Raw genomic sequence first — 20,748 nt, 5'->3', positions numbered from 1 at the left:
GTGCTGCTGCGCGTCGCGCGCCGCGCAGGCCAGGAGCTCGCCGCGCAGGCGGCCAGCTCAGCGGAGGCACGGTCACGCGGCCGGCTGCCCGGAACGGTGAGCAGGCGGGAGACGGTGGCGCCCTCGCGGGCGGGGTCCACCGGGTCGGAGCCGAGCAGCAGGATTCGGTCGGCCAGCTGCAGGGCCTCGTCGACGTCGTGGGTCACCAGCAGCACCGTGGTGCCGGTCTGCGCATGGACGTCCAGGAGGAGGTCCTGCATCTTCAGCCGGGTCAGGGCGTCCAGGGCGCCGAAGGGCTCGTCCAGCAGGAGCACGCCGGGGCGGCGGGCCAAGGCCCGGGCCAGCGAGGCGCGCTGCGCCATGCCGCCGGAGATCTCCCGGGGGCGAAGCTGGGCGCGCTCGGCTAGGCCGACCAGTTCGAGCAGCTCATCCACTCGCCGACGGCTCTCCGCCGCGGACACGTGCCGCGGCAGCCCGAGGGAGACGTTGCGGTGCACCGAGCGCCAGGGCAGCAGCCGAGGCTCCTGGAAGCCGACGGCGGTCCGTTCGTCATAGGTGCGCACCGGGGTGCCGTCGATGATGACCTCACCGGAGCATCCGGCGTCGAGACCGCCGACGGCGCGCAGCAGCGTGGACTTCCCGCAGCCGGAGGCGCCCAGGATGGCGACCACCTCGCCGGGGGAGATGTGCAGGTCGACGTCGTGCAGGACGGTGCGTCCGTCGAAGGCGCGCCCCACACCGCGCAGCTGCACGTCCATCGAATGCGTGGCGGCCCCTGCGGGGGCGGGACGGTCCAGCAGAGCGACGCCGCCGGAATGCTCGGAGAGGTACTGGTCAGACTCGTGCGTCACGAGTGCGGGTGCAGACGAACCCATAGGAAATTCACTCCCATCGATCCTGGCGGTAGCACCTTTTCTGATGCGACGGGCACAGAGAGGCCGATCGACGCATCCGAAGGTTGCTGCGGCGTCACAGAGCCAGATCTCTCAGCCGCTCGGGATGGTGTACGTGCTCAACCCTACGCGGATCAGCGTGGGCCGGGCAAAGGTGATGTCACAGTGTGAGACATGTGGGGTGGCGTGGGCCCGACGACGGTGCCCCCGGATGGAGGGGGATGCCCTCAGGCTTCGGGAGACAGCGGGCCGAGGCTCTTGAACTCGCTCTGGTGGAACACCAGCGCCTCGGCGGAGTCCTCGACCGCCAGGTCCAGCAGCTCGAGCACGACGATGTCATGGTCGCCGGCCCGGACCTGGTCGTAGATGCGGGTGGTGAAGGTGACGGGCGCACCCTCCAGGGTGATCGACCCACCTGTGCCGATGCTTGTCCTCAGGCCGGTGAATCGGCTCTCCCGGTCCTTGGAGGCGATCTTCCGGCACAGCTCCGACTGGCCGTGCCCGATCAGTGACACTCCCAGCTCGGTGTCCGCCCCGGCCAGCTTCGGCCAGGTGGTGGAGCTGTGCTGCACCGCCACCGTGGCCAGCGGCGGCTCGAGCGAGACGCCGATGGTGAAGGTGGAGGCCACGAGCCCTTCCGGGCGGCCGTCCACCTCGGCGGCGACGACCACCACCCCCTGCGGGAAGTGGCCGAAGGTCCGGCGCAGCTCCAGCGGATCGACGTCGGCCAGCCGGGTGGCGGCGCGGCCCACGGCGGGGCGGGCTCCGGTGTCAGCGGGCGCGTGCGGCACGGTCTCCTCCACGGTGGTCGTGGGGCGCTCGGCGGCGGCCAGTGCGGTGCTCATGGCGGATCAACTCCCATCGGTCCTGGCGGTAGCACCTTTTCTGAAGGATCCGCCGGAGGGGGCGGATCGCATCCGAAGGTTGCTGCGGCGTCGACGAGCCAGATCTCTCGGCCGCTCGGGATGGTCTGTGTGTCCAGCGTACGGCCGCAGAGAGATGTGATCAAAGAACCGTTCGCAGGATGAGACGCGGCGACATATTCCGTCCAGCGGGCGCGCAGGATGCGTCCAGAGTGTGGCTCCCTCAGTCCGAGGGGGCTGTACATTCTTACGCCTCGTGACATGAACTCAATCCGCTGACTTGACGATTGTTCATCTGCTGCGCGTATGGTTGACCCCAACGAACCCATCCAGAGCGACTGAGAGATCTGGCTCGACGACGTCGCAGCAACCACCCGGAGCAGCCGTGCCCAGTGCGGCCCGGGGAACGGTGCTAACGCCAGAGACGATGGAGAATGCCCGATGATCTCACTGCGCCATGTGTCCACGTCCTTCCCCGCTGCCCGGGGCAAGGAGCCCATCCACGCCGTCGATGACGTCTCCTTGGAGATCCCCCGCGGGAGCATCCAGGGGATCATCGGCTTCTCCGGCGCCGGGAAGTCCACGCTGCTGCGCAACATCAACCTGCTTGAGCGCCCCACCTCGGGTGAGGTGCATGTGGGCGGGGTGGAGCTGACCGCCCTCGACGACGAGGCTCTGCGTCGCGCCCGGCACCAGATCGGCATGATCTTCCAGGGGTTCAACCTGGTGAACAATCTGACCGTCGCCCAGAACGTGGAGCTGTCCCTGAAGTTCGCCGGCGAGAAGGACCGTCGCGTCCGCCGGCGTCGCGCCGCCGAGGCGCTGGAGATCGTGGACATCACCGACAAGGCCAAGGTGTACCCGGCCCAGCTCTCCGGCGGGCAGAAGCAGCGGGTGGCCATCGCTCGCGCCCTGGCCACTCGGCCGGAGGTGCTGCTGTGTGACGAGCCGACCTCCGCCCTGGACCCCTTCACCACGGCGACGGTGCTGCAGTATCTCGCCGACGTGAACCGCGAGCTCGGCATCACCGTGGTCATCGTGACCCACGAGATGGAGGTCATCAAGGCCCTGGCCGATCACGTCGCCGTCATGGAGTCCGGCCGCGTGGTGGAGCAGTTCCCCGCCCGGGAGCTGCAGCGCGAGGGCTTCGCTCCGCACACCTCCATCGGCCGGTACCTGGTCAGCGACGGCATCAGTGTGGACCGTGACGGCGGCGCCCGGACGCAGGCGCCGACGCCGAGCGGGGACCAGGGTCGCGCCGCAGAGTCCGCAGAGTCCGCAGAGTCCGCAGAGTCCGCAGAGCCGCCGGCGCCCCAGGACCCGCCCCGTGGCCCCCAGAGGCTCGCGGCCTCTGAGCTGCTCGCCGCCGTGCCGTTCGAGGGAGGTCGTCGCTGATGGAACGCATCCTCGAACTGCAGCCCGAACTCGTCCAGGCCATGCTGGAGACCTTCGCCATGATCGCGGTGGCCATCCCGCTGGCGGTGCTGTTCGGCACTCCGCTGGGCATCTGGCTGTTCATCCATGCCCCGGGCGGAATCGCTCCGCTGCCCCGCGCCCATGCGCTGGTCAGCGGGATCGTCAATATGGTCCGCTCCTTCCCGTTCCTCATCCTGCTGATCGCGATCATTCCGTTCACCCGGCTGGTCGTCGGCACCACGGTCGGCACGGCGGCTGCGATCGTCCCACTCACGGTCAACGCCATTCCCTACTTCGCCCGGCTGGTGGAGCAGAACATCACCCAGCTGGGGTCCGGGGCGGTGGAGGCCTCCCGTGCCATGGGGGCCACTCGCGGACAGATCATCCGCAATGTGCTGCTGGTGGACGCCAAGCCGGCGATCATCGGGTCCATCACGATCACCACCGTCAGCTTCATCTCCTATTCGGCCATGGTCGGACTGGTCGGCGGCGGCGGAATCGGCGACTTCGCCATCCGGTACGGGTACTACCGCTATGAGACCGCGGTGATGATGGTCGCCATCGTGCTGATGATCGCCCTGGTGACGCTCGTGCAGTTCAGTGGCACCCGCCTCGCGCGGCTCACCGACAAGCGCATCTGACCACCGGCCGGTTCGGCCGCCCCTGCGCTCCGTGCGCACTCCTCCATCCCGGCGTGCAGGTCGCTGCACCCTGACAACGAAAGCTTGTGACATGCCCAGAACACTGACATCCTCCGGCGTCTCCGGCGCGCTCGGGCTGACCGGGGCCACCGGTTCGCTCGCCTCCTCCCCGCTCGGGCGCCGCGGCCTGCTGCTCGGCGGACTCGCCGCAGTGGGGACCTTCACCCTGACCTCCTGCGGGCTGGCCGACGCCGTGGGCGACGACGACCGCACGATCAGCATGATCGTCACCGAGTCGGCGCCCTTCCAGGACCCCACCGAGATCGTCAAGGACATCCTCGCCGAGGACGGCTGGGAGCTGGAGACCACCTACGTCACCGACATCATCCAGCCCAACCAGGTGGTGGCCCAGGGGGAGTACGACGCCAACTTCTTCCAGCACATCGCCTACCTGCGGCAGTTCAACCAGGACAACGGCACCGATGTGGAGCCCGCGTTCTCCGTCTACTACGCGCCCAGCGGCATCTTCTCGCTGCAGCATGACAGCATCGAGGACCTCCCCGACGGCGCCCAGATCGCCCTGGCGGTCGACACCGCGAACAACGGCCGCGGGATCAAGCTGCTCGCCGACGCCGGGGTCCTGGAGATCGATGAGTCCAAGGAGGTCACCGAGCTCTCGCAGCGGGACATCATCGACAACCCGAAGGACTTCGAGTTCATCGAGATCGACCAGCAGTCCGCCGCACAGACCCTGCCGGACGTCGACGCCGGCTTCGCCTTCGCGCGGCTGGTCGCCGAGGCGGGCCACGACGTCGCGGAGACCGCGCTGATCCTGGAGGACGACGACGACGTCCGCATCCCCTTCACCTGCGTGGTCGCCGGGGCGCCCGGCTTCCAGGACACCGAGAAGGCCGCCGCCCTGCAGGAGGCCTTCCAGTCCGAGGAGGTCCAGCAGTGGTTCGAGGACTACCTCGACGGCGCCATCGACTTCACCGACGAGTTCACGCTCGACACCGTCGAGCCGATCTGGGAGGACTTCACCGCATGAACCGCAGCACCATCGGCCGTCCCTCCCAGACCCCCACACTCTCCCGGCGGCGGCTCCAGCGCGGTGCACTGGGCATCGCCGCGCTGGCCGCCGTCGGGAGCCTCACCTCCTGCGGGCTGGCCGACGCCGTCGGGGACGAGGACCGCACCATCAGCATCATCGTGACCGAGTCCGCGCCCTTCCAGGAGCCCACTGAGATCGCCAAGGATCTGCTGGCCGAGGAGGGCTGGGAGCTGGAGACCACCTATGTCACCGACATCATCCAGCCGAACCAGGTGGTGGCCCAGGGTGAGTATGACGCGAACTTCTTCCAGAACTTCGCCTACCTGGACCAGTTCAACTCTGACCACGGCCTGGACATCGAGCCGGTGTTCGCCGTCTACGAGGCCCCCGGAGGGCTCTTCTCGAGTGAGCACAGCGAGCTGGGCGATCTGCCCGAGGGCGCCCAGATCGCGCTGCCGGTGGACACCGCCAACAACGGGCGCGGCCTGAAGCTCCTCGCCGACGCCGGGCTGCTGGAGATCGACGAATCGGTCCCGGTCACCGAGCTGTCCCAGCGCGACATCATCGAGAACCCGCGGGACCTCGAGTTCGTGGAGGTCGATCAGCAGTCCGTGGCGCAGAGCATCGACGACGTCGACGCCGCCTTCGCCTTCCTGCGCCTGGCCTCCGAGATCGGCCTGGGCCCCGAGGACACCCTCGCCCTGGAAGGTGAGGACGTGGCCCTGCCCTTCACCTGCGTGGTGGCCGCCGCCCCGGACTTCGCCGGCACCGAGGCCGCCGAGGCGCTGGAGCGCGCCTACCAGTCCGAAGAGGTCCGCGACTGGTTCGCCGACTACCTCGACGGCGTGCTCGACCCGGCCTTCGAGGTCGACGTCGACGCCGCCTGGGCGGAGATCTCCGCATGACCGCCCCCACCCTGCGGCGCTCGCCAGCGGCCGCAGACACCAGACTCTCCCGGCGCCGGCTGCTCAGCGGTTCACTGGGCATGGCCGCTCTGGCCGGCGTCGGGAGCCTCACCTCGGGCTGCGGGATCGCCGGGGCACTCGGAAATGACCGCACCCTGCGGCTGATCGTCACCGAGTCCCCGCCGTTCCAGGAGCCCACGAAGATCGCCGAGGAGATCCTCGCCGCGGACGGCTGGGACGTCACCGCCACCTATGTCACCGACATCATCCAGCCCAACCATGCGGTGTCCAACGGCGAATACGACGTCAACTTCTTCCAGAACATCAGCTACCTGCGGCAGTTCAACGAGGACAACGACCTGGACATCGAGCCGCTGTTCTTCATGTTCGAGCAGCCCTCGGGGATCTACTCGGCCGTCCATGACACGCTCGAGGACATCCCGGAGCGGGCGCGCATCGCCCTGCCGGTGGACACGGCGACCAACGGCCGGGGCATCCGGCTGCTGGCCCGCGGCGGGCTGATCGAGATCGACGAGTCCAAGCATGTGGCGGCCCTGTCCGTGCATGACATCACCGCGAATCCGCTGGACCTGGAGTTCGTGGAGGTGGACCAGCAGTCGGTCGGTCAGATCTACCCAGACGTGGACGCCGTCTTCGGCTTTGCCCGACTGCTCGCCGAGGTGGACGTCATGCCGGAGGAGGTCCTGATCATGGAGTCCGCGGACGAGGCGCTGCCCTTCGCCCTGGCGGTCTGCGCCCGCCCCGGCTTCGCCGAGGAGGAGCCGGAGAAGTACGAGGCGCTGAAGAGCGCCTATCACGACGACGAGGTCGCCGCCTGGTACGGCGACTACCTGGACGGGATCCTCACCCCGGCCTTCGACCGCGACATCCACGCCGCCTGGGAGGACGTGAACAGCCGATGAGCACCACGACGACGAGCATCGAGACCAGCACTGACACCAGTACCAGCACCAGCACCAGCACCAGCGGCGGGCGCGGCGTGGAGGCGCCGCACTCCGGCGTCGAGCTGCCCGAGAGCCTGCTGGAGACCATCGCCTCCGGAGCGGTGCACCGGGAGCTGGCCCGCGAGCTGCCTCATGAGCCTGTCCGGCTCCTGGACGAGGCGCGCTTCGGCGCCCTGCGGGTGCCCCGGGAATTCGGCGGCCCCGGCGGGAGCGTGGAGGACCTGATCCGCCAGGTGATCCGGTTGGCCGCCGTCGACTCCAATGTGGCCCACCTGTACCGCGGACACTTCGGGTTCGTGGACTCGCTGCGCTTCCAGCCCGAGGAGATCCAGCAGGCCTGGTACCCGCGGGTCCTGGCCGGGGCGACCGTGGGCAACGCGTCCACGGAGAAGGGCGGCAACGCCCTGGGCACGCTGAACACGGTGCTCACCCAGGACGAGGACGGCACCTGGCGCCTGGACGGGGAGAAGTTCTACTCCACCGGGACCATCTTCTCGGACTACACCCGGGTCTCCGCCTCCCGGCCGGGGCTGGAGGGGCGTCGGTTCGCCGTCGTCGCCACCGATGCCGAGGGTGTGGAGGTCATCGACGACTGGGACGGCTTCGGCCAGAAGCTCACGGGCACCGGCACCACCCGATTCCACGGCGCCCCGGTGGAGGACGTCGCCGTGCTGGACCGCGTGCCGGGCTCGCATGAGGCGGTGCACGAAGCCGCGTTCTTCCAGCTGTACCTGCTGGCCGTCCAGGTCGGCATCGCGAAGGCCGCGGTGGCCGACGCCGTCGCGCTGGTGGCCAAGCGCACGCGCACCTTCAACACCTCCGGCTCCGGGCAGCTGTTCCGCGAGGACCCGCTGATCCAGCAGATCATCGGCACCATGTCCGCGAAGGCCTTCGCCGCCGAGTCCACGGTGTTGGAGGTCGCGCGGATCCACGACCGCTCCCTGGAGGCCGGGTTCGCCGTCGGCACCCACCGTCTGGGCTTCGACGGTGAGCTTCCGGGCGCCGTCTACGACGCCGAGATCGCGGTGGAGCAGGCGCAGGTCACCGTGCCGGAGATCGTCATCGGGGTCACCCAGGAGCTGTTCCAGACCGTGGGCGCCTCGGCGACGCTGCGCACCAAGGCGCTGGACCGGCACTGGCGCAACGCGCAGACCGTCGCCACGCACAACCCGATCGTGTTCCGGGCCCGGTCCATCGGGGACTGGGAGATCAACGGCACGCTGCCGGAGGGGCTCAACGCCATCGGCGAGGCGAAGGGGGCCCAGCGATGACCGGGTCCGGCGCAGCCCGTCCGATGCTGTTCAACGCCTTCGACATGCTGGTGCCGGTCCACCAGTCGCCGGGGCTGTGGCGGCACCCGGACTCCCGCATCACCGCCTTCGACTCCCTGGACTACTGGACCGAGCTCTCCCGCACTGTCGAGGACGCCGGATTCTCCTGCCTGTTCCTGGCGGATGTCCCCGGCATCTATGACGTCTACGGGGGCAGCGCAGACGCCGCGGCCCGTGGGGGAGTCCAGTACCCCCTGCTGGACCCGCAGGTGATCGTGCCCGCGCTGGCGGCGGCCACCACGCACCTGGGCTTCGGGCTGACCGCCTCGGTGACCTATGAGGCCCCCTACCTGCTGGCCCGGCGCTTCGCCACGCTGGACCATCTGACCGGCGGGCGCATCGCCTGGAACATCGTCACCAGCTACCAGGACTCCGCCGCGCGGAACCTCGGCATGGAGGGGCAGATCCCCCATGACGAGCGCTACGACCGGGCCGACGAGTACCTGGAGGTCATGTACCGGCTCTTCGAACACTCGGTGGAGGACGATGCCGTGGTGGCCGACGCCGAGCGCGGCGTCTTCGTGGACCCGGAGAAGATCCACCCGGTCGGGCATCAGGGCCGCTGGTTCTCCGTGCCCGGAGAGATGCTCACCCATCCGGGCCCGCAACGGACCCCGCTGCTGTTCCAGGCGGGCTCCTCGGCGCGCGGGCAGCAGTTCGCCGTCGACCACGCCGAGGCGATCTTCGTGATCAGCTCCCGGCCGGAGAAGCTCGCCCAGCAGGTGGCCTCCACGCGGCAGGCCGTGGCGGACACCGGGCGCGAGCCGGAGTCGGTGCGATTCTTCGCCATGGTGACCATCGTCGTCGCCGAGACCGAGCAGGAGGCGCAGGACCGGCTCACGGAGTACCGCAGCTGTGTGGACACCGAGGCCGCGCTCACGCTCTTCGGTGGCTGGACCGGGGTCGACCTGTCCGGTCTGGACGACGACGACGTCATCGCCGAAGTGCAGACCGAGGCCAACCAGTCCGCCCTGGCCATGTTCACCAAGGACCCGACCAAGCAGTGGACGGTCCGCGACGCCGCGGAGTTCATCTCCATCGGCGGTCGCGGCCCGCTCATCGTGGGGGACCCCGTGCAGGTGGTGGACGAGCTGGAACGCTGGCAGACCATCACCGGGGTGGATGGGTTCAACGTCTCCGCCGCGGTGCGGCCCGCCGACTTCGAGCGGTTCCGAGACCTGATCACCCCGGAGCTGCAGCGCCGTGGACTGCTCGCCGAGCGTCCGGAGACCCCGGTGACCCTGCGGGAGCAGCTCGGCGGTGCAGGGCCGCACCTGGCCGAGGACCATCCGGCCCGCCGGCTCGGCAGCCGAGCGGAGGCGGCTCCCGCCGGGTCCTGACTGGCTGAGCGTCTGACCGGCGCTCCTCACAGACCCTTCCGACGTCGGCACCGTGGTTTCACTGGGCATGGCCGCGGTGCCGGCGTCGGGAGTTCATATCTGGTGCCACAGCAGCAGGGCGTGGTCTCCCGTCTCGGGGTCGATCTCCTGGAATCCCTGCCGCCGGTAGAACCGTCGGGCGTCGGCGTCAGGCGCATCCACCGGGACCTCCACCAGCGTGACGCCGCCGGCGCGGGCGTCGTCGAGCACCGCGGCGATCAGCCGCGCTCCCAGCCCCTGGGATCGACGCGGGGGCACCACGTAGAGCTCGTCGAGCAGATCCACCGGACCGTCCCACCACACATTGGGGCGGCGGGTCACCAGCGCGACCCCGTCCGGGGCGCCGCCCGGATCCTGCCAGCCCAGCCAGGCGCGGGTCTGCTCGGACCCCAGCAGCCGCCGCAGTCGCTCAGCCAGCACGGCGGCCCCGGGCGTGGGGGAGCCGAACTCGGTGTTGAAGTCGTCCAGCAGCCGGGCGACCATCCCCGCGTCCTCTGGGCCTGCCCGCCGCACGTGTGTCCTGACGCTGCCGCCGTCGTCGTCCATTCCCACTCCTCCTCGCCGTTCTGCACCACCACATCACGTCTGCCTCAGCAGATCTTGCGGTGCAGACGTGATGTCGTGGTGCAGAACCGCCGGGGCGGAGGGCCGTCGCGACTCAGCGTGAGGCGCGGTGCAGGATCTGCTCCATGATCGCGTCGTGCACCATGCGCGGCTCCCCATAGGCCGGGTAGCGGAACTGCATGATGTTCGCGTACGGGTTGATGTCCAGCACGACGGCGCCCTCCCCGGTCTCCAGGTCCGGCACCAGCAGGTCGACGGCGGCGGCGCTGAGCCCCGGCACCGACCACAGCCCGTCCACGGCCAGGTCTCGCAGGGCGTCGGGGAGCTCGTCGGTCACGTCCACGGCGAGGCCTCCGCCGCGGGAGGTGTCGCCGATCTCGGTGAGGCGACGCACCTGCCCGGCCGCCGGCACATCCGTGTGCTCAGCCCCACCGGGGCCAGGAAGTCGTCGGTGACCTTCGGCTGGCGCGGCCGCAGGTAGGCGTTGTCCTGCCGTCGGGCGATCTCGGTCTCCGCCAGCTCGCCCACCGTGGAGACGCCGTCGCCGACCACGTAGAACGGCACGCGCACGATCGCGCCGGCCACCTGCTCACCCACCACGTAGACCCGCAGGTCCACACCCGGGTGATGTTCCTCCACGATCATCTGGTACTTCGAGTCGGAGGTGGCCGAGCGGGAGGCCATGGCCCGCTGCCAGGCCTGGCGCAGCTCGCCCTCGGTGCGCACGGCGGTGCTGATGCCCTTGCCGGCCCGCCCGGAGGAGGGCTTCACCGCCACGGGGCCGCCCAGAGCCTTCATATACTTCACCGCGCGGGAGAACTCGGTGGGGCTGATCGCCCGGCCCTTCGGCGTGGGCACCTCGGAGGCCTGCAGGTACTTCTTGGTCATCTGCTTGGACCGGGAGACACGTCGGGCCTGATGACTGACCAGAGAGGTGATGATCGCGTCCATCCCACCGATCACCACGCCGGAGAGGAACAGCAGCTGGTTGGCGTCGCTGATCTTCTTCACCGTGATCTTCTTGCGCTTCGCGGCGGCGGCGAGCAGTTGGTCATGCGGCGAGGTGCCGTTCCAGGTCTGCAGCTGGTCCAGCCGGGGCTCCAGCTGGTCCACGATGAACCGCTCGACGGCGTCGGCGGAGTCGGACAGGACCGCCGGCACCTGCCGCGTCGCCGAGGAGGAGCCGGCGTCATCGATGCCGACGTCGCCTCGTGCGTCGCGACGGCGGGGGCGGCGTCGAGGCCGTCGGTGGGGCTGTCCGGGGAGGCGGTGGTCTTGGAGGCCATGGCTCTCAGGATATCCTCACCGGGAGGCGGCCATGAGAAGCTCGTCGGCGATCGCCCCGGCCACGTTCCGCGGGCTGCCGTAGGCGGGGCAGTGATGGGGCACCAGGCTCGCGCTGATGTCCGCTTCGAGCACCACGGCTCCCTCCGCGCTGTCCAGGTCCGGGGCCAGCAGGTCGATCCCGGCGGCGCCGAGCCCGGGGATGGACCAGAGCGCGTCGACGGCGAGCTCGGCGAGCTCCTCACCGATGCGGTCCGTGACGTCCACGGGGATGCCGCCGGCCCGCAGGTTCGCGGCCTCATTGAGGACCACGACCCGCCCCGGCTCCAGCACCGTGGACAGAGACAGGCCCATCGGTGCGAGGTCCTCCTCCTGGACCGCCGGGGTGTGGGCGGCCAGGTGGCCGTGGCTCTGCCGGCGTGCGGCATCGCGCTGCAGCAGGGTGTGCATCTCGGAGGTTCCGTCACCCACCACGTGCAGCGGAACCCGCACGATCGCGGAGACGAGCTTCTCACCCACCACGAAGGCGCGCAGGTCCAGGCCGTCATGGAACTGCTCCACCATCAGCTTCCTGCTGGGCGCCTCGCCGGTCAGCCGGGCGTCGAGCGCCTCCGGCCAGGCCTGCTGCAGCTCCTCGGCGCTGGTCAGATGTGTGGCGATTCCGTGCCCGGGCTTCGCGGACGCAGGCTTGAGCACCGCCGGCCCGGACAACGACCCCAGGTATTTGGCGGCTTCGGTGATCTCATTCTCGCTGAAGGTGCGCCCGGCCGGCACCGGGATCTCCTGCAGCTCGAAGTGTCGCTTGGTCAGCGCCTTGTTCCGGGTCACTCGACGCGCATTGGAGCTGACCAGGGAGGTCATGGTGCGATCGAAGCCGCCGATGACGACGCCGCCGAAGAGCAGGACGTGGTTGTGGGGTGACACCTCGCGGACGGTGATGCGTCGCTGGGCCAGCTCCCGGCGCAGCAGCGCCTGGTGGCCGGGGGCCTGAGGGATGGCGTTGAGCTCCTCGACGCGGGGCCCGAGGTGCTCGGTGATGAACCGCTCCAGGGCCGTGGTGCCGGCGTCGGTGGTCATGGCCGGGCGTTCGTCGGAGTCGCCTTCGACGGCGTCGTCGTCACCGGCGACCGCGTCGTCGTCGTGCTCTGCAGCATCCTCATGCGCTGGGTCCTCATGCGCTGTCACCTGATGCGCTGGGTGCTGATGCGCTGTGTCCTCTGCGGCGCCGTCTGCGGTCGACTGCGAAGCATTCCCGGGGCTGGCCATGCCCACCAGGATAGCCGCCGGGAGGCGCCCAACTCTGCGAAGGAATGTGACACCGGCCTCGTGCGTGTCCAGGGGAGGCCGGTAGAGTGCGGGCCGTACCATCCAGAGCGGCTGAGAGACCTGGCTCGACGACGCCGCAGCAACCCGACCGTCACGGTGACACAGGCGGTCCGGACACCCAGCCCCAGCCCGCGGCGCCGCCGTCGGGCCCCGGGGCGGGGATGCCGGAGCGCCGGGGTGCTAAGGCCAGGACCGATGGAGGGCTCCTCTGGCGCGTGCACCCTGGCTCCCGGGCTGCGCGTCGAGCGCCTGCATCGGCGACCCGCAAGGAGGAACCGATGACCGACCGCCACACCCAGCCGCCGACCACCCCCGCAGGACAGCGCGAGATCCTGTTCAACGCCTTCGACATGAACTGCGTGGTCCACCAGTCCCCGGGGCTGTGGCGCCACCCGGAGGACCGGGCCCGCGAGTACAACACGCTGGCGTACTGGACCGACGTGGCCCGAACCCTGGAGAAGGGCCTGTTCGACGGGCTGTTCATCGCCGACGTGCTGGGCCCCTATGACGTCTTCGCCGCCACCCCTGACGCCGCCCTGTCCTCCGGCGCCCAGGTGCCGGTGAACGACCCCTTCCTGCTGGTCTCCGCGATGGCCGCCGTCACGGGAGCACCTCGGCTTCGGGCTGACCGCCGGCACCGCCTACGAGCACCCCTACCCGTTCGCCCGCCGCCTGGGCACCCTGGACCACCTCACCGGGGGGCGGGTCGGATGGAACGTGGTCACCGGATACCTGCCCTCGGCCGCGCAGAACATGGGCCAGGACGACCAGATGGAGCACGACGCCCGCTACGACCACGCCGATGAGTACATGGACGTGGTCTACAAGCTGCTGGAGGGCTCCTGGGAGGACGACGCCGTCGTCGCGGACAAGGAGGCCGGCGTCTTCACCGACACCTCCAAGGTCCACCGCATCGAGCATGAGGGCCGCTACTTCAAGACCCCCGGCATCTCCGTGGTGGAGCCCTCCCCGCAGCGCATGCCGGTGGTCTACCAGGCCGGTGCCTCCACCCGGGGGCGGGCCTTCGCCGGCAAGCACGCTGAGGCCGTGTTCATCAACCCGCCCACCAAGGAGCTGGCCAAGGCGTCGGTGCAGCGCATCCGGCAGGCCGCCGTCGACGCCGGCCGGGACCCCTACAGCGTGCGGATCTTCGCCATGCAGACGGTGGTCACCGGGGCCGACGACGACGCCGCGCAGGCCAAGTACGACGAGCTGGTCCAGTACGTGGATCCGATCGGCGGGCTGGTGCTGATGTCCGGGTGGATGGGGCTGGATCTGAGCCAGTTCGACCTCGACCAGCCCATCGGTGATGTGGAGTCCAACGCCATCCAGTCCACCGTGGAGACCTTCCAGAAGGCCTCCGGCCGGGAGGGGGAGCCGTGGACGGTCCGGCAGCTGGCCGAATGGGTCGGCGTCGGCGGATTCGGACCGGTGATCGTCGGCGGCGGAGAGTCGGCGGCTCGTCAGCTGGCCGACTGGCAGGACGAGACCGACGTGGACGGGTTCAACCTGGCGTACCACATCACTCCCGGAACCTTCGAGGACATCGTGGAGCACGTGGTGCCGGCGCTGCAGAGGCTGGGACGGTACAAGACCGAGTACACGCCGGGCACGCTGCGCACAAGCTCTTCGGCGCCGGCGACCACCTGCCGGCGGAGCACCACGGCGCGCAGTTCCAGCTGCGCCGTCGTCAGGCCGCCGAGGTCTGAGGGTCCCAACTATGCGGTGAGCCCGGAGGGATTGTCGCTGCACGCCGCGTCAGCGCCGTGATTCTGACAATCCCTCCGGGCCCAACCTGCTGCAGGCGGGTCAGCCGCCTCCGCGGTCTCCCGGGGCACCGCCTTCCTGCGCCCAGTCGCTGCCCTCCTTCTCGGTGCTCAGGCCGGGGTCGCTGTCCACGTCCCCGTGGGAGGAGGGCACCGTCTCCGGCGCGTGGAACTCCTCATCGAAGGTCTCCGCGGCCTCCGCACCGCCCTGCCGGACCGCCTCGGCGGCGGCGGTGGCGGCGCGTCGGGTCTTCTCCGCCACGTCCTGGGCCACCTTCCCGGCGGTGTCGCTCACCGAGGAGACCGTGTCTTGGATCTTCTCCTGCAGGTCCGGGTCGTTCCAGGCCTCGGAGGCGGACCTGCGCGCCTGTTCGAAGCCCTCCTTGCCGTGCTTCGTGCCGAGCACATAGCCGACGGCCATGCCGACACCCAGTGAGAGCAGTCCCATCGTCAACTCCTTCGTTCCGTCATGACCGTGGTCGAGGCGGGCGGGCCACGCTGGTGCCAGCGTCGGTCTCCGGCCCCGCCGGTCCTTCGAAACTACTGGCGGCGGAGGGCTCATGTCACCAGGTCACGACCCGGATCCGACCCCCATTCGACCCTGAGACCACCCTGAGAGCACGAGGGCGACGGCGCACGGGTCGGTGGCCTCAGAAGCTGCCGACGGTGAGCACCAGGGGGATCAGCGCGGCCGTCACCAGGACCGGGATCACCAGGGAGACGACCCCGACGTCCTTGTAGGACTCGCGATGCGTCATCCCGCAGACGATGATCAGCGTGATCACCGCCCCGTTGTGCGGCATGGAGTCCAGCCCGCCGGAGGCCATGGCCGTGATGCGGTGCATCGCCTCCAGGCTGATGCCCTGGTCCACCGCGAGGTCCCGCAGCTCCTCGCCGAGCGCGTTGAGCGCGATGGTCATGCCGCCGGACGCCGAGCCGGTCACCCCGGAGATCGTCGATGTCGACACCGCCGAGGCCACCAGGGCGTTCTCGCTCACGCCGAAGATCCCCTCCCGGATGAGCGCGAAGGCTGCCAGAGAGGCGACGACGGCGCCGTAGCCGACCTCGGAGGCCGTGTTGAAGATCGGCAGCAGCGCGTTGCGGGCGCCGTCGGTGATGCCCTGCAGGATCCAGCGCAGGTGCCGGGCGTTCATCGCCAGGATCGCCAGGATGGCCCCGGCCAGGGCGGTGAGCACCGCCCAGGCGCCAGCCCGGTCACCCAGGCCGATGCCGCCGTAGCGCTCGTCCTGCAGGTAGCCCCAGTCCATCAGCGGGAACAGCACCATGGTGCAGCCGAAGTTGATGAGGAACACCAGCAGCACCGGGATGAAGGGGAAGACATGGTTGGGCGGCGTCAGCATGCCGGGAGTGGAAGGCCGGGCGGGGGAGGCGCTGTCGCTGGTGTTGCCGCTGTCGGTGCCGTTGCCGGTGCCGTTGTCGTGGGCGGTCGTGGCGCCCGGCCCCGGTGAGGTCCTCGTCTGCCCGGCGGAGGATCCGGCGGAGCCTCTGGAGGATGACCCGTCGCCGACGGACATCGCAGCGGCCCCGGCACCGATGTCGGCCCCGGCGCCGCTGCGCAGCTCCAGGGCTGTGGGGTCCGCGAAGTGCTCTCCACGGGCGGTGAGCTGACGCTTGCGGTGCTCCAGCCACAGCATGCCCAGGATGAAGATGATCGTGCCGCCGAGGATTCCGAGGCCCGGCGCGGCGAAGGTGGTGGTCTGGAAGGCCTGGCCCGGGATGATGTTCTGCACCTGGGGCGAACCGGGCAGCGCGGTCATGGTGAAGGTCAGCATGCCGTGGGCGATCGCCCCGGGGATGAGCCGGCGAGGGATGTCGGCGGCGCGGAAGAGCTCCCGGGCCAGGGGGAACATCACGAACACGACCACGAAGACGCTGATGCCCCCGTAGGTCAGCAGGGCGGTGGTGAGCACCGTGGCCAGCAGCGCCCGTTTCGGCCCCAGCCAGCGGGTGACCACTCGAGCGATGTCGGTGGCGTACCCGGCCATCGTCATCAGCTTCCCGAAGATCGCCCCGGTGAGGAACATGGGGAAGTACTGACCGATGAAGTTCGCCAGCGCAGGCATGAAGATCTCGGTGTAGTTGGCCAGGATCGGGGCACCGGAGAACAGCATGGCCACCAGTGCCGAGAGCGGCGCGGCCACCACGATGGTCACCCCGCGATAGGCCAGGGTGATGAGCAGCGCGAGCGAGACGAGGATTCCGAGGAGTCCCAAGGCCATACGTCCTCCTGAGGGTCAGGGTGGGCAGACACGACGACGCCCCGCCCGCCGCGAGGACGGGCGGGGCGCCGGTGGGTGCCTGCCTCAGTGGGTGGGGAAGCCCAGGCTGATCTGCGACTCGCTGGGCTCGGGCCAGCGGCTGCTGACCACCTTGCGGCGGGTGTAGAAGTTGAAGGCCTCCGGGCCGTACATGTGGGTGTCTCCGAACAGGGAGTCCTTCCAGCCGCCGAAGCTGAACGCGCCCACGGGCACCGGGATGGGGACGTTGACCCCGACCATGCCCACTTCGATGTCGAACTCGAACTCGCGGGCGGTCTTGCCGTCCCGAGTGAACACGGCGGTCCCGTTGGCGTAGCGGTTCGCGTTGATGAGCTCCACGGCCTCGTCGTAGCTCTCCACGCGGACCACCGAGAGGACGGGTCCGAAGATCTCCTCGTCGTAGACCTTCATGCCGGGCTTCACGTGGTCCAGCAGGGAGGCACCGATGAAGTAGCCCTCCCCGTCGAAGGTCTTCTCGCGCCCGTCGAGCACCACCGTGGCGCCCTCCTCGGCGGCGCCGGCCACATAGCCGGTGACGCGGTCCAGCGCTTCGCGGGTGATCAGCGGCCCCATCTCCGAGGCCGGGTCGGTGCCGTCGCCGATGCTCAGCCCCTCGGCGCGGGTGCGGATCTTCTCCACGAGTTCGTCGGCGATGTCGCCGAGGCGACCGTCACGGAGATCGCCATGCAGCGCTCGCCGGCGGAGCCGTAGGCCGCGGAGACGGCGGCGTCGGCGGCGGAGTCCAGGTCGGCGTCGGGCATGACCACCATGTGGTTCTTCGCCCCGCCGAGGGCCTGGACCCGCTTCCCGTGGGCCGCGCTGGTGGAGTAGATGTACCGGGCGATCGGCGTGGAGCCCACGAAGCTGACCGCCGCGATGCCCGGGTTGACCAGCAGCTCGTCCACGGCCTCCTTGTCGCCGTGGACCACGTTGAGGATGCCGTCCGGCAGTCCGGCGTCGCGGAAGGCCTGGGCGATCAGCAGGGACGCGGAGGGGTCACGCTCGGAGGGTTTGAGGATCACGGCGTTGCCCGCTGCGATGGCGGTGGTGATCATCCACAGCGGCACCATGGCGGGGAAGTTGAACGGGGTGATGCAGGCGACCACGCCCAACGGCTGGCGCACCTGATGGACGTCCACTCCGGTGGCCACCTGCTCGGCGTACTCGCCCTTGAGATGATGCATCAGGCCGGTGCAGAAGTCCACGTTCTCCAGGCCTCGGGTGATCTCGCCGTTCGCATCGGAGAGCACCTTGCCGTGCTCGGCGGTGATCGTGGCCGCCAGCTCGCCGCGCCGCTCGTCGAGGATCTGGCGGGCCTTGAACATGATCTGGGTGCGCTTGGCCAGGCCGGTGCGGCGCCACGCCTTCTGCGCCTCCGCGGCGACGGCGACGACGTCGCGGACCCCGCCCGGCGTCGGCCAGGGCGAGGCGTCCGGTCTCATGCCCCGTGGCGGGGTTGCGCACGGGGGAGTGGCGCTCGGCGTCGGTGATCATCTCTGCGCCGATGATGTGTCCGATCACGGGCAGCTCGCCGTCGACGCCGACGGCGGCACCGGTGGGGGAGGTCGTGGGGGTGGTGGAGGTCATGGATATCAGGCCTTTCTGGTCTCCGCGGGTGCGGCGTCGCCGGTGGTCTCGGAGGAACTCTCGGTGCCGGCAGTGCCGGTCCCGTCCCACCCGGGGGCGCCGCCGTCGGGGGAGGTGTACTTCACGATGAGGGTGCAGTCCTTGTCCGCGTAGCCTTCACCGATGAGCTGCTCGAAGCGGCGATGCGCCAGCTGCGCGGCCTCCAGACGCACTCCGGTCTTCTCGCCGGCATCGAGGGCGAGGCTGATGTCCTTGTGCGCCAGGTCGGCGCGGAAGGTCGCGTCATAGTTGCGGTTCGCGGCGGCGGAGTCCACGACGCCGGGCACCGGGTACCAGGTCTGCTGGGCCCAGGAATGCCCGGAGGAGACGGAGACGATCTCCCAGAAGACCTTCGGGTCGAGCCCGAGCTGCTCGGCCAGCTGGGACCCCTCGGAGGCGGCCATGAGGTCGATGAACAGCATCATGTTGTTGCAGATCTTCGCCGCGATGCCGGCCGTCGGCCCGCCGGCGGCGATGACCTTGCCCGCCATGGGCTCGATGAGTGCCGAGCGTCGGCCACCGCGGACTCCTCGCCGCCGACCATGAAGGCCAGGGTGCCGGCGGCCGCCCCGGAGATCCCTCCGGAGACGGGGGCGTCCACGAAGCGGAACCCCCGGGCGGCGGACTCGTCATGGCAGTGCTGCGACGTCTCGATGTCCACGGTGGAGGAGTCCGCCAGCAGGGTGGTCTTCTCGGCGGTGGCCCAGATCCCGTCCTCACCGCCGAACACGGCCCGGACGTGCTCGCCCTTGGGGAGCATGGTGAACACGACGTCGGCACCGGCGACGGCCTCGGCGATGGTGCCCACCGTCTGCACGCCGTGGGCGGCGGCCGCCGAGGCGGCTCCGGCATCCAGGTCGAAGCCGCGCACCGTGTGCCCGGCCTGCACCAGGTTCGCCGTCATGGGGCCGCCCATGTTCCCCAGCCCGATCCATCCATAGGTGGCCATGCGCTCCTCCTCGAGTCGTGGGTCCGGCCTCCTGCGCCGGTTCGGTCACGTCGTGCGGGAACCCTCGCACGGGTGTGTCATGCCTCACACTAAGAGGTGCCGCCTGCGGCTTCAATGCACGATGGGCCGGGAAAATTGCACGCACAATGTGCATCTGCGCACACTGGTCCGCATGACGGATCACCCCTCCGGGGAGCCCCAGGCACAGCATCTCGACGCGCTCATGACCTTCCTCTCCGTGGCGCGGCTGGGCCGCTACACCGCCGCGGCCGACGCCTTGGGCATCAACCACTCCACCGTCTCCCGGCGCATCGCCGGACTTGAGCGGTCCCTGGGTGGACGGGTGCTGGCCCGCACCCCGTCCGGCTGGGAGGTCACCGCGCTCGGGCAGCGGGCGCTCGCGGCCGCCGAACGCGTGGAGGACGCACTGGCCTCTCTGGCCGGAGACGGCGAGCAGGACGGCCGCATCTCCGGTGTGGTGCGATTGGGCTCCCCAGATGCCTTCGCCGTCCATCTGGCCACCTCGGCCCTGGCCGAGCTGCAGCAGGCCAACCCGAACCTGGCGGTGGAGCTCATCAGCGCCACCCAGCGGGCCCGGCAGAACCGTTCCGGCCTCGACCTGGAGATCGTGGTCGGCCGTCCGCAGATCCACCGGGCGCAGGCCGAGCACGTCATGGACTATGCGCTGCGGCTCTACGCCACCGAGGAGTACCTGGCCCGTCACGGGCGCCCGGCGGACCTCTCCGAGCTGGCCGGTCATCGGCTCAACTACTACGTGGAGGCGGTGCTGACCATCGACGACCTCGACCGCGCCACGCAGAGGCTGCCGACCATGCGCCGCGGCATCGCCTCCACCAATGTGCTCTCCCATGTCACCGCCACCACCGCCGGAGCCGGCATCGGGCTGCTGCCTGACTACGTGGCCGTCCACCACTCGGAGCTGATCCACCTGCTGCCCGAACACTATGTCCACCGCCTGTCCTACTGGGCGGTGGGCCGGCAGGAGGCGCTGCGCAATCCTGCGGTGCAGGCGGTCTACGCCGCGCTCCGCGAGCACGGCCGTCGCACGGAGCAGCGGCTGCGCTCAGTCGGGCAGGTCTGAACCGGAGAGCTCCTCGAGCATCAGGACCACATGCAGGGTGGTCAGCGTCTCGCCGTCGTCCAGCGGGCGTCCGAGGCGACGTTCCAGACTCTCCAGCCGGGCGTACAGCGTAGGACGGCTGACTCCCAGCCGGGCGGCGAGCTGCGTCTTGCTGCCGCGCGTGCGTACCAGGGCTTCGATCAGCGCCCTCAGGTCACGGGTCTCCGCGTCGGTGCCGCGCAGCAGGCGCAGCTCATGGGCGAGCAGCCGTTCGACGACGTCGCGCCGTTCCAGCTCGGCGAGCACTCCCCAGAGCCGGATGTCCCCTGCGGTCCAGAACTCCGGGACCGCCGGCCGGAGGTGCCGGCCCCGGCCGCGCAGCGACGCGGCCAGCTCGGCGACCTCCCAGGCGGCGTCCAGCTCTCGGCG

17 protein-coding genes, 3 pseudogenes and 3 riboswitches are annotated in these 20,748 nt (G+C 70.0%); of the genes and pseudogenes, 9 read left to right on the top strand and 11 right to left on the bottom strand.

The annotated features are described in order from the left end of the window. Together BCY76_RS14370 and BCY76_RS14365 are read right to left on the bottom strand one after the other, a co-directional pair. A partial coding sequence (locus BCY76_RS14370; RefSeq protein WP_442935364.1) for an ABC transporter ATP-binding protein occupies window positions 1-851 on the bottom strand: 851 nt, incomplete at its 3' end. A gap of 34 nt (window positions 852-885) precedes the next feature. Beyond that, a riboswitch (SAM riboswitch) is annotated at window positions 886-1,006 on the bottom strand. Between the two features lie 114 nt (window positions 1,007-1,120). Beyond that, window positions 1,121-1,738 (bottom strand): flavin reductase family protein, encoded by a 618-nt coding sequence (locus BCY76_RS14365; RefSeq protein WP_085437844.1) that lies wholly within the window; start codon window positions 1,736-1,738, stop codon window positions 1,121-1,123. A gap of 10 nt (window positions 1,739-1,748) precedes the next feature. Continuing rightward, window positions 1,749-1,865, bottom strand: a riboswitch (SAM riboswitch). 213 nt (window positions 1,866-2,078) lie between these two features. After that, a riboswitch (SAM riboswitch) is annotated at window positions 2,079-2,190 on the top strand. A gap of 7 nt (window positions 2,191-2,197) precedes the next feature. Here BCY76_RS14365 and BCY76_RS14360 point away from each other — a divergent pair. From BCY76_RS14360 to BCY76_RS14330, 7 genes are all read left to right on the top strand, one after another. Next, window positions 2,198-3,151: a methionine ABC transporter ATP-binding protein gene (locus BCY76_RS14360; RefSeq protein ID WP_083277722.1), complete on the top strand. Its 954-nt coding sequence runs from the start codon at window positions 2,198-2,200 to the stop codon at window positions 3,149-3,151. Further along, window positions 3,151-3,813 carry a methionine ABC transporter permease gene (locus BCY76_RS14355; protein WP_070161855.1) on the top strand — a complete coding sequence of 221 codons (663 nt, stop codon included), beginning with the start codon at window positions 3,151-3,153 and terminating at the stop codon, window positions 3,811-3,813. The genes BCY76_RS14360 and BCY76_RS14355 overlap by 1 nt, the downstream gene beginning before the upstream one ends. A 91-nt stretch (window positions 3,814-3,904) precedes the next feature. After that, window positions 3,905-4,861: a MetQ/NlpA family ABC transporter substrate-binding protein gene (locus BCY76_RS14350; RefSeq protein ID WP_070161852.1), complete on the top strand. Its 957-nt coding sequence runs from the start codon at window positions 3,905-3,907 to the stop codon at window positions 4,859-4,861. Next, complete coding sequence (locus BCY76_RS14345) at window positions 4,858-5,769, top strand: MetQ/NlpA family ABC transporter substrate-binding protein (RefSeq protein WP_070161850.1); 912 nt, start codon at window positions 4,858-4,860, stop codon at window positions 5,767-5,769. The genes BCY76_RS14350 and BCY76_RS14345 overlap by 4 nt, the downstream gene beginning before the upstream one ends. Then, complete coding sequence (locus tag BCY76_RS14340) at window positions 5,766-6,692, top strand: MetQ/NlpA family ABC transporter substrate-binding protein (protein ID WP_085437843.1); 927 nt, start codon at window positions 5,766-5,768, stop codon at window positions 6,690-6,692. Before BCY76_RS14345 ends, BCY76_RS14340 begins: the two co-directional genes overlap by 4 nt. Next, a complete protein-coding gene (locus BCY76_RS14335) occupies window positions 6,689-8,005 on the top strand; it encodes an acyl-CoA dehydrogenase family protein (RefSeq protein WP_083277721.1) in 1,317 nt (438 codons plus the stop codon). Before BCY76_RS14340 ends, BCY76_RS14335 begins: the two co-directional genes overlap by 4 nt. After that, a complete protein-coding gene (locus BCY76_RS14330) occupies window positions 8,002-9,405 on the top strand; it encodes an LLM class flavin-dependent oxidoreductase (protein ID WP_085437842.1) in 1,404 nt (467 codons plus the stop codon). Before BCY76_RS14335 ends, BCY76_RS14330 begins: the two co-directional genes overlap by 4 nt. A gap of 93 nt (window positions 9,406-9,498) precedes the next feature. On the opposite strand, the gene BCY76_RS14325 is transcribed toward BCY76_RS14330, so the two are convergent. The 4 genes from BCY76_RS14325 to BCY76_RS14305 all read right to left on the bottom strand — a co-directional run bounded on the left by BCY76_RS14325 (window position 9,499) and on the right by BCY76_RS14305 (window position 12,558). Next, window positions 9,499-9,990 (bottom strand): GNAT family N-acetyltransferase, encoded by a 492-nt coding sequence (locus BCY76_RS14325; RefSeq protein WP_070161846.1) that lies wholly within the window; start codon window positions 9,988-9,990, stop codon window positions 9,499-9,501. 112 nt (window positions 9,991-10,102) lie between these two features. Continuing rightward, complete coding sequence (locus BCY76_RS14320) at window positions 10,103-10,351, bottom strand: hypothetical protein (protein ID WP_139827825.1); 249 nt, start codon at window positions 10,349-10,351, stop codon at window positions 10,103-10,105. After that, window positions 10,342-11,169: an ATP-binding protein gene (locus tag BCY76_RS14315; protein WP_139827824.1), complete on the bottom strand. Its 828-nt coding sequence runs from the start codon at window positions 11,167-11,169 to the stop codon at window positions 10,342-10,344. Before BCY76_RS14315 ends, BCY76_RS14320 begins: the two co-directional genes overlap by 10 nt. 141 nt (window positions 11,170-11,310) lie before the next feature. Beyond that, on the bottom strand, window positions 11,311-12,558 hold the full coding sequence (locus BCY76_RS14305; protein WP_139827823.1) for a hypothetical protein: 1,248 nt from the start codon (window positions 12,556-12,558) through the stop codon (window positions 11,311-11,313). A 338-nt stretch (window positions 12,559-12,896) separates the two neighbouring features. Here BCY76_RS14305 and BCY76_RS14300 point away from each other — a divergent pair. After that, a pseudogene (locus tag BCY76_RS14300) lies at window positions 12,897-14,327 on the top strand (LLM class flavin-dependent oxidoreductase). A 100-nt stretch (window positions 14,328-14,427) separates the two neighbouring features. Here the strand turns inward: BCY76_RS14300 and BCY76_RS14295 are convergent. From BCY76_RS14295 to mmsB, 4 genes and pseudogenes are all read right to left on the bottom strand, one after another. Continuing rightward, on the bottom strand, window positions 14,428-14,832 hold the full coding sequence (locus tag BCY76_RS14295; RefSeq protein ID WP_070161836.1) for a YtxH domain-containing protein: 405 nt from the start codon (window positions 14,830-14,832) through the stop codon (window positions 14,428-14,430). Window positions 14,833-15,034: 202 nt separating this feature from the next. Beyond that, window positions 15,035-16,624 carry a GntP family permease gene (locus BCY76_RS14290; RefSeq protein ID WP_085437839.1) on the bottom strand — a complete coding sequence of 530 codons (1,590 nt, stop codon included), beginning with the start codon at window positions 16,622-16,624 and terminating at the stop codon, window positions 15,035-15,037. A gap of 84 nt (window positions 16,625-16,708) precedes the next feature. Further along, window positions 16,709-18,190: pseudogene (locus BCY76_RS14285) on the bottom strand (CoA-acylating methylmalonate-semialdehyde dehydrogenase). Between the two features lie 65 nt (window positions 18,191-18,255). Further along, window positions 18,256-19,238 (bottom strand): annotated as a pseudogene (gene mmsB, locus BCY76_RS14280) (3-hydroxyisobutyrate dehydrogenase). A gap of 172 nt (window positions 19,239-19,410) precedes the next feature. On the opposite strand from mmsB, the gene BCY76_RS14275 reads away from it, so the two are divergent. Beyond that, on the top strand, window positions 19,411-20,340 hold the full coding sequence (locus BCY76_RS14275) for a LysR family transcriptional regulator (RefSeq protein WP_237090179.1): 930 nt from the start codon (window positions 19,411-19,413) through the stop codon (window positions 20,338-20,340). Here the strand turns inward: BCY76_RS14275 and BCY76_RS14270 are convergent. Continuing rightward, the coding region (locus BCY76_RS14270) for a helix-turn-helix domain-containing protein (RefSeq protein ID WP_139827822.1) at window positions 20,323-20,748 on the bottom strand (426 nt) is incomplete at its 5' end. The genes BCY76_RS14275 and BCY76_RS14270 overlap by 18 nt on opposite strands.

The sequence above is a fragment of the Nesterenkonia sp. PF2B19 genome (assembly GCF_001758425.2).
Lineage (GTDB): Bacteria > Actinomycetota > Actinomycetes > Actinomycetales > Micrococcaceae > Nesterenkonia > Nesterenkonia aethiopica.
Note: the sequence above shows the minus strand (reverse complement) of the source record. Positions and strands in the feature narration are given on the sequence as shown.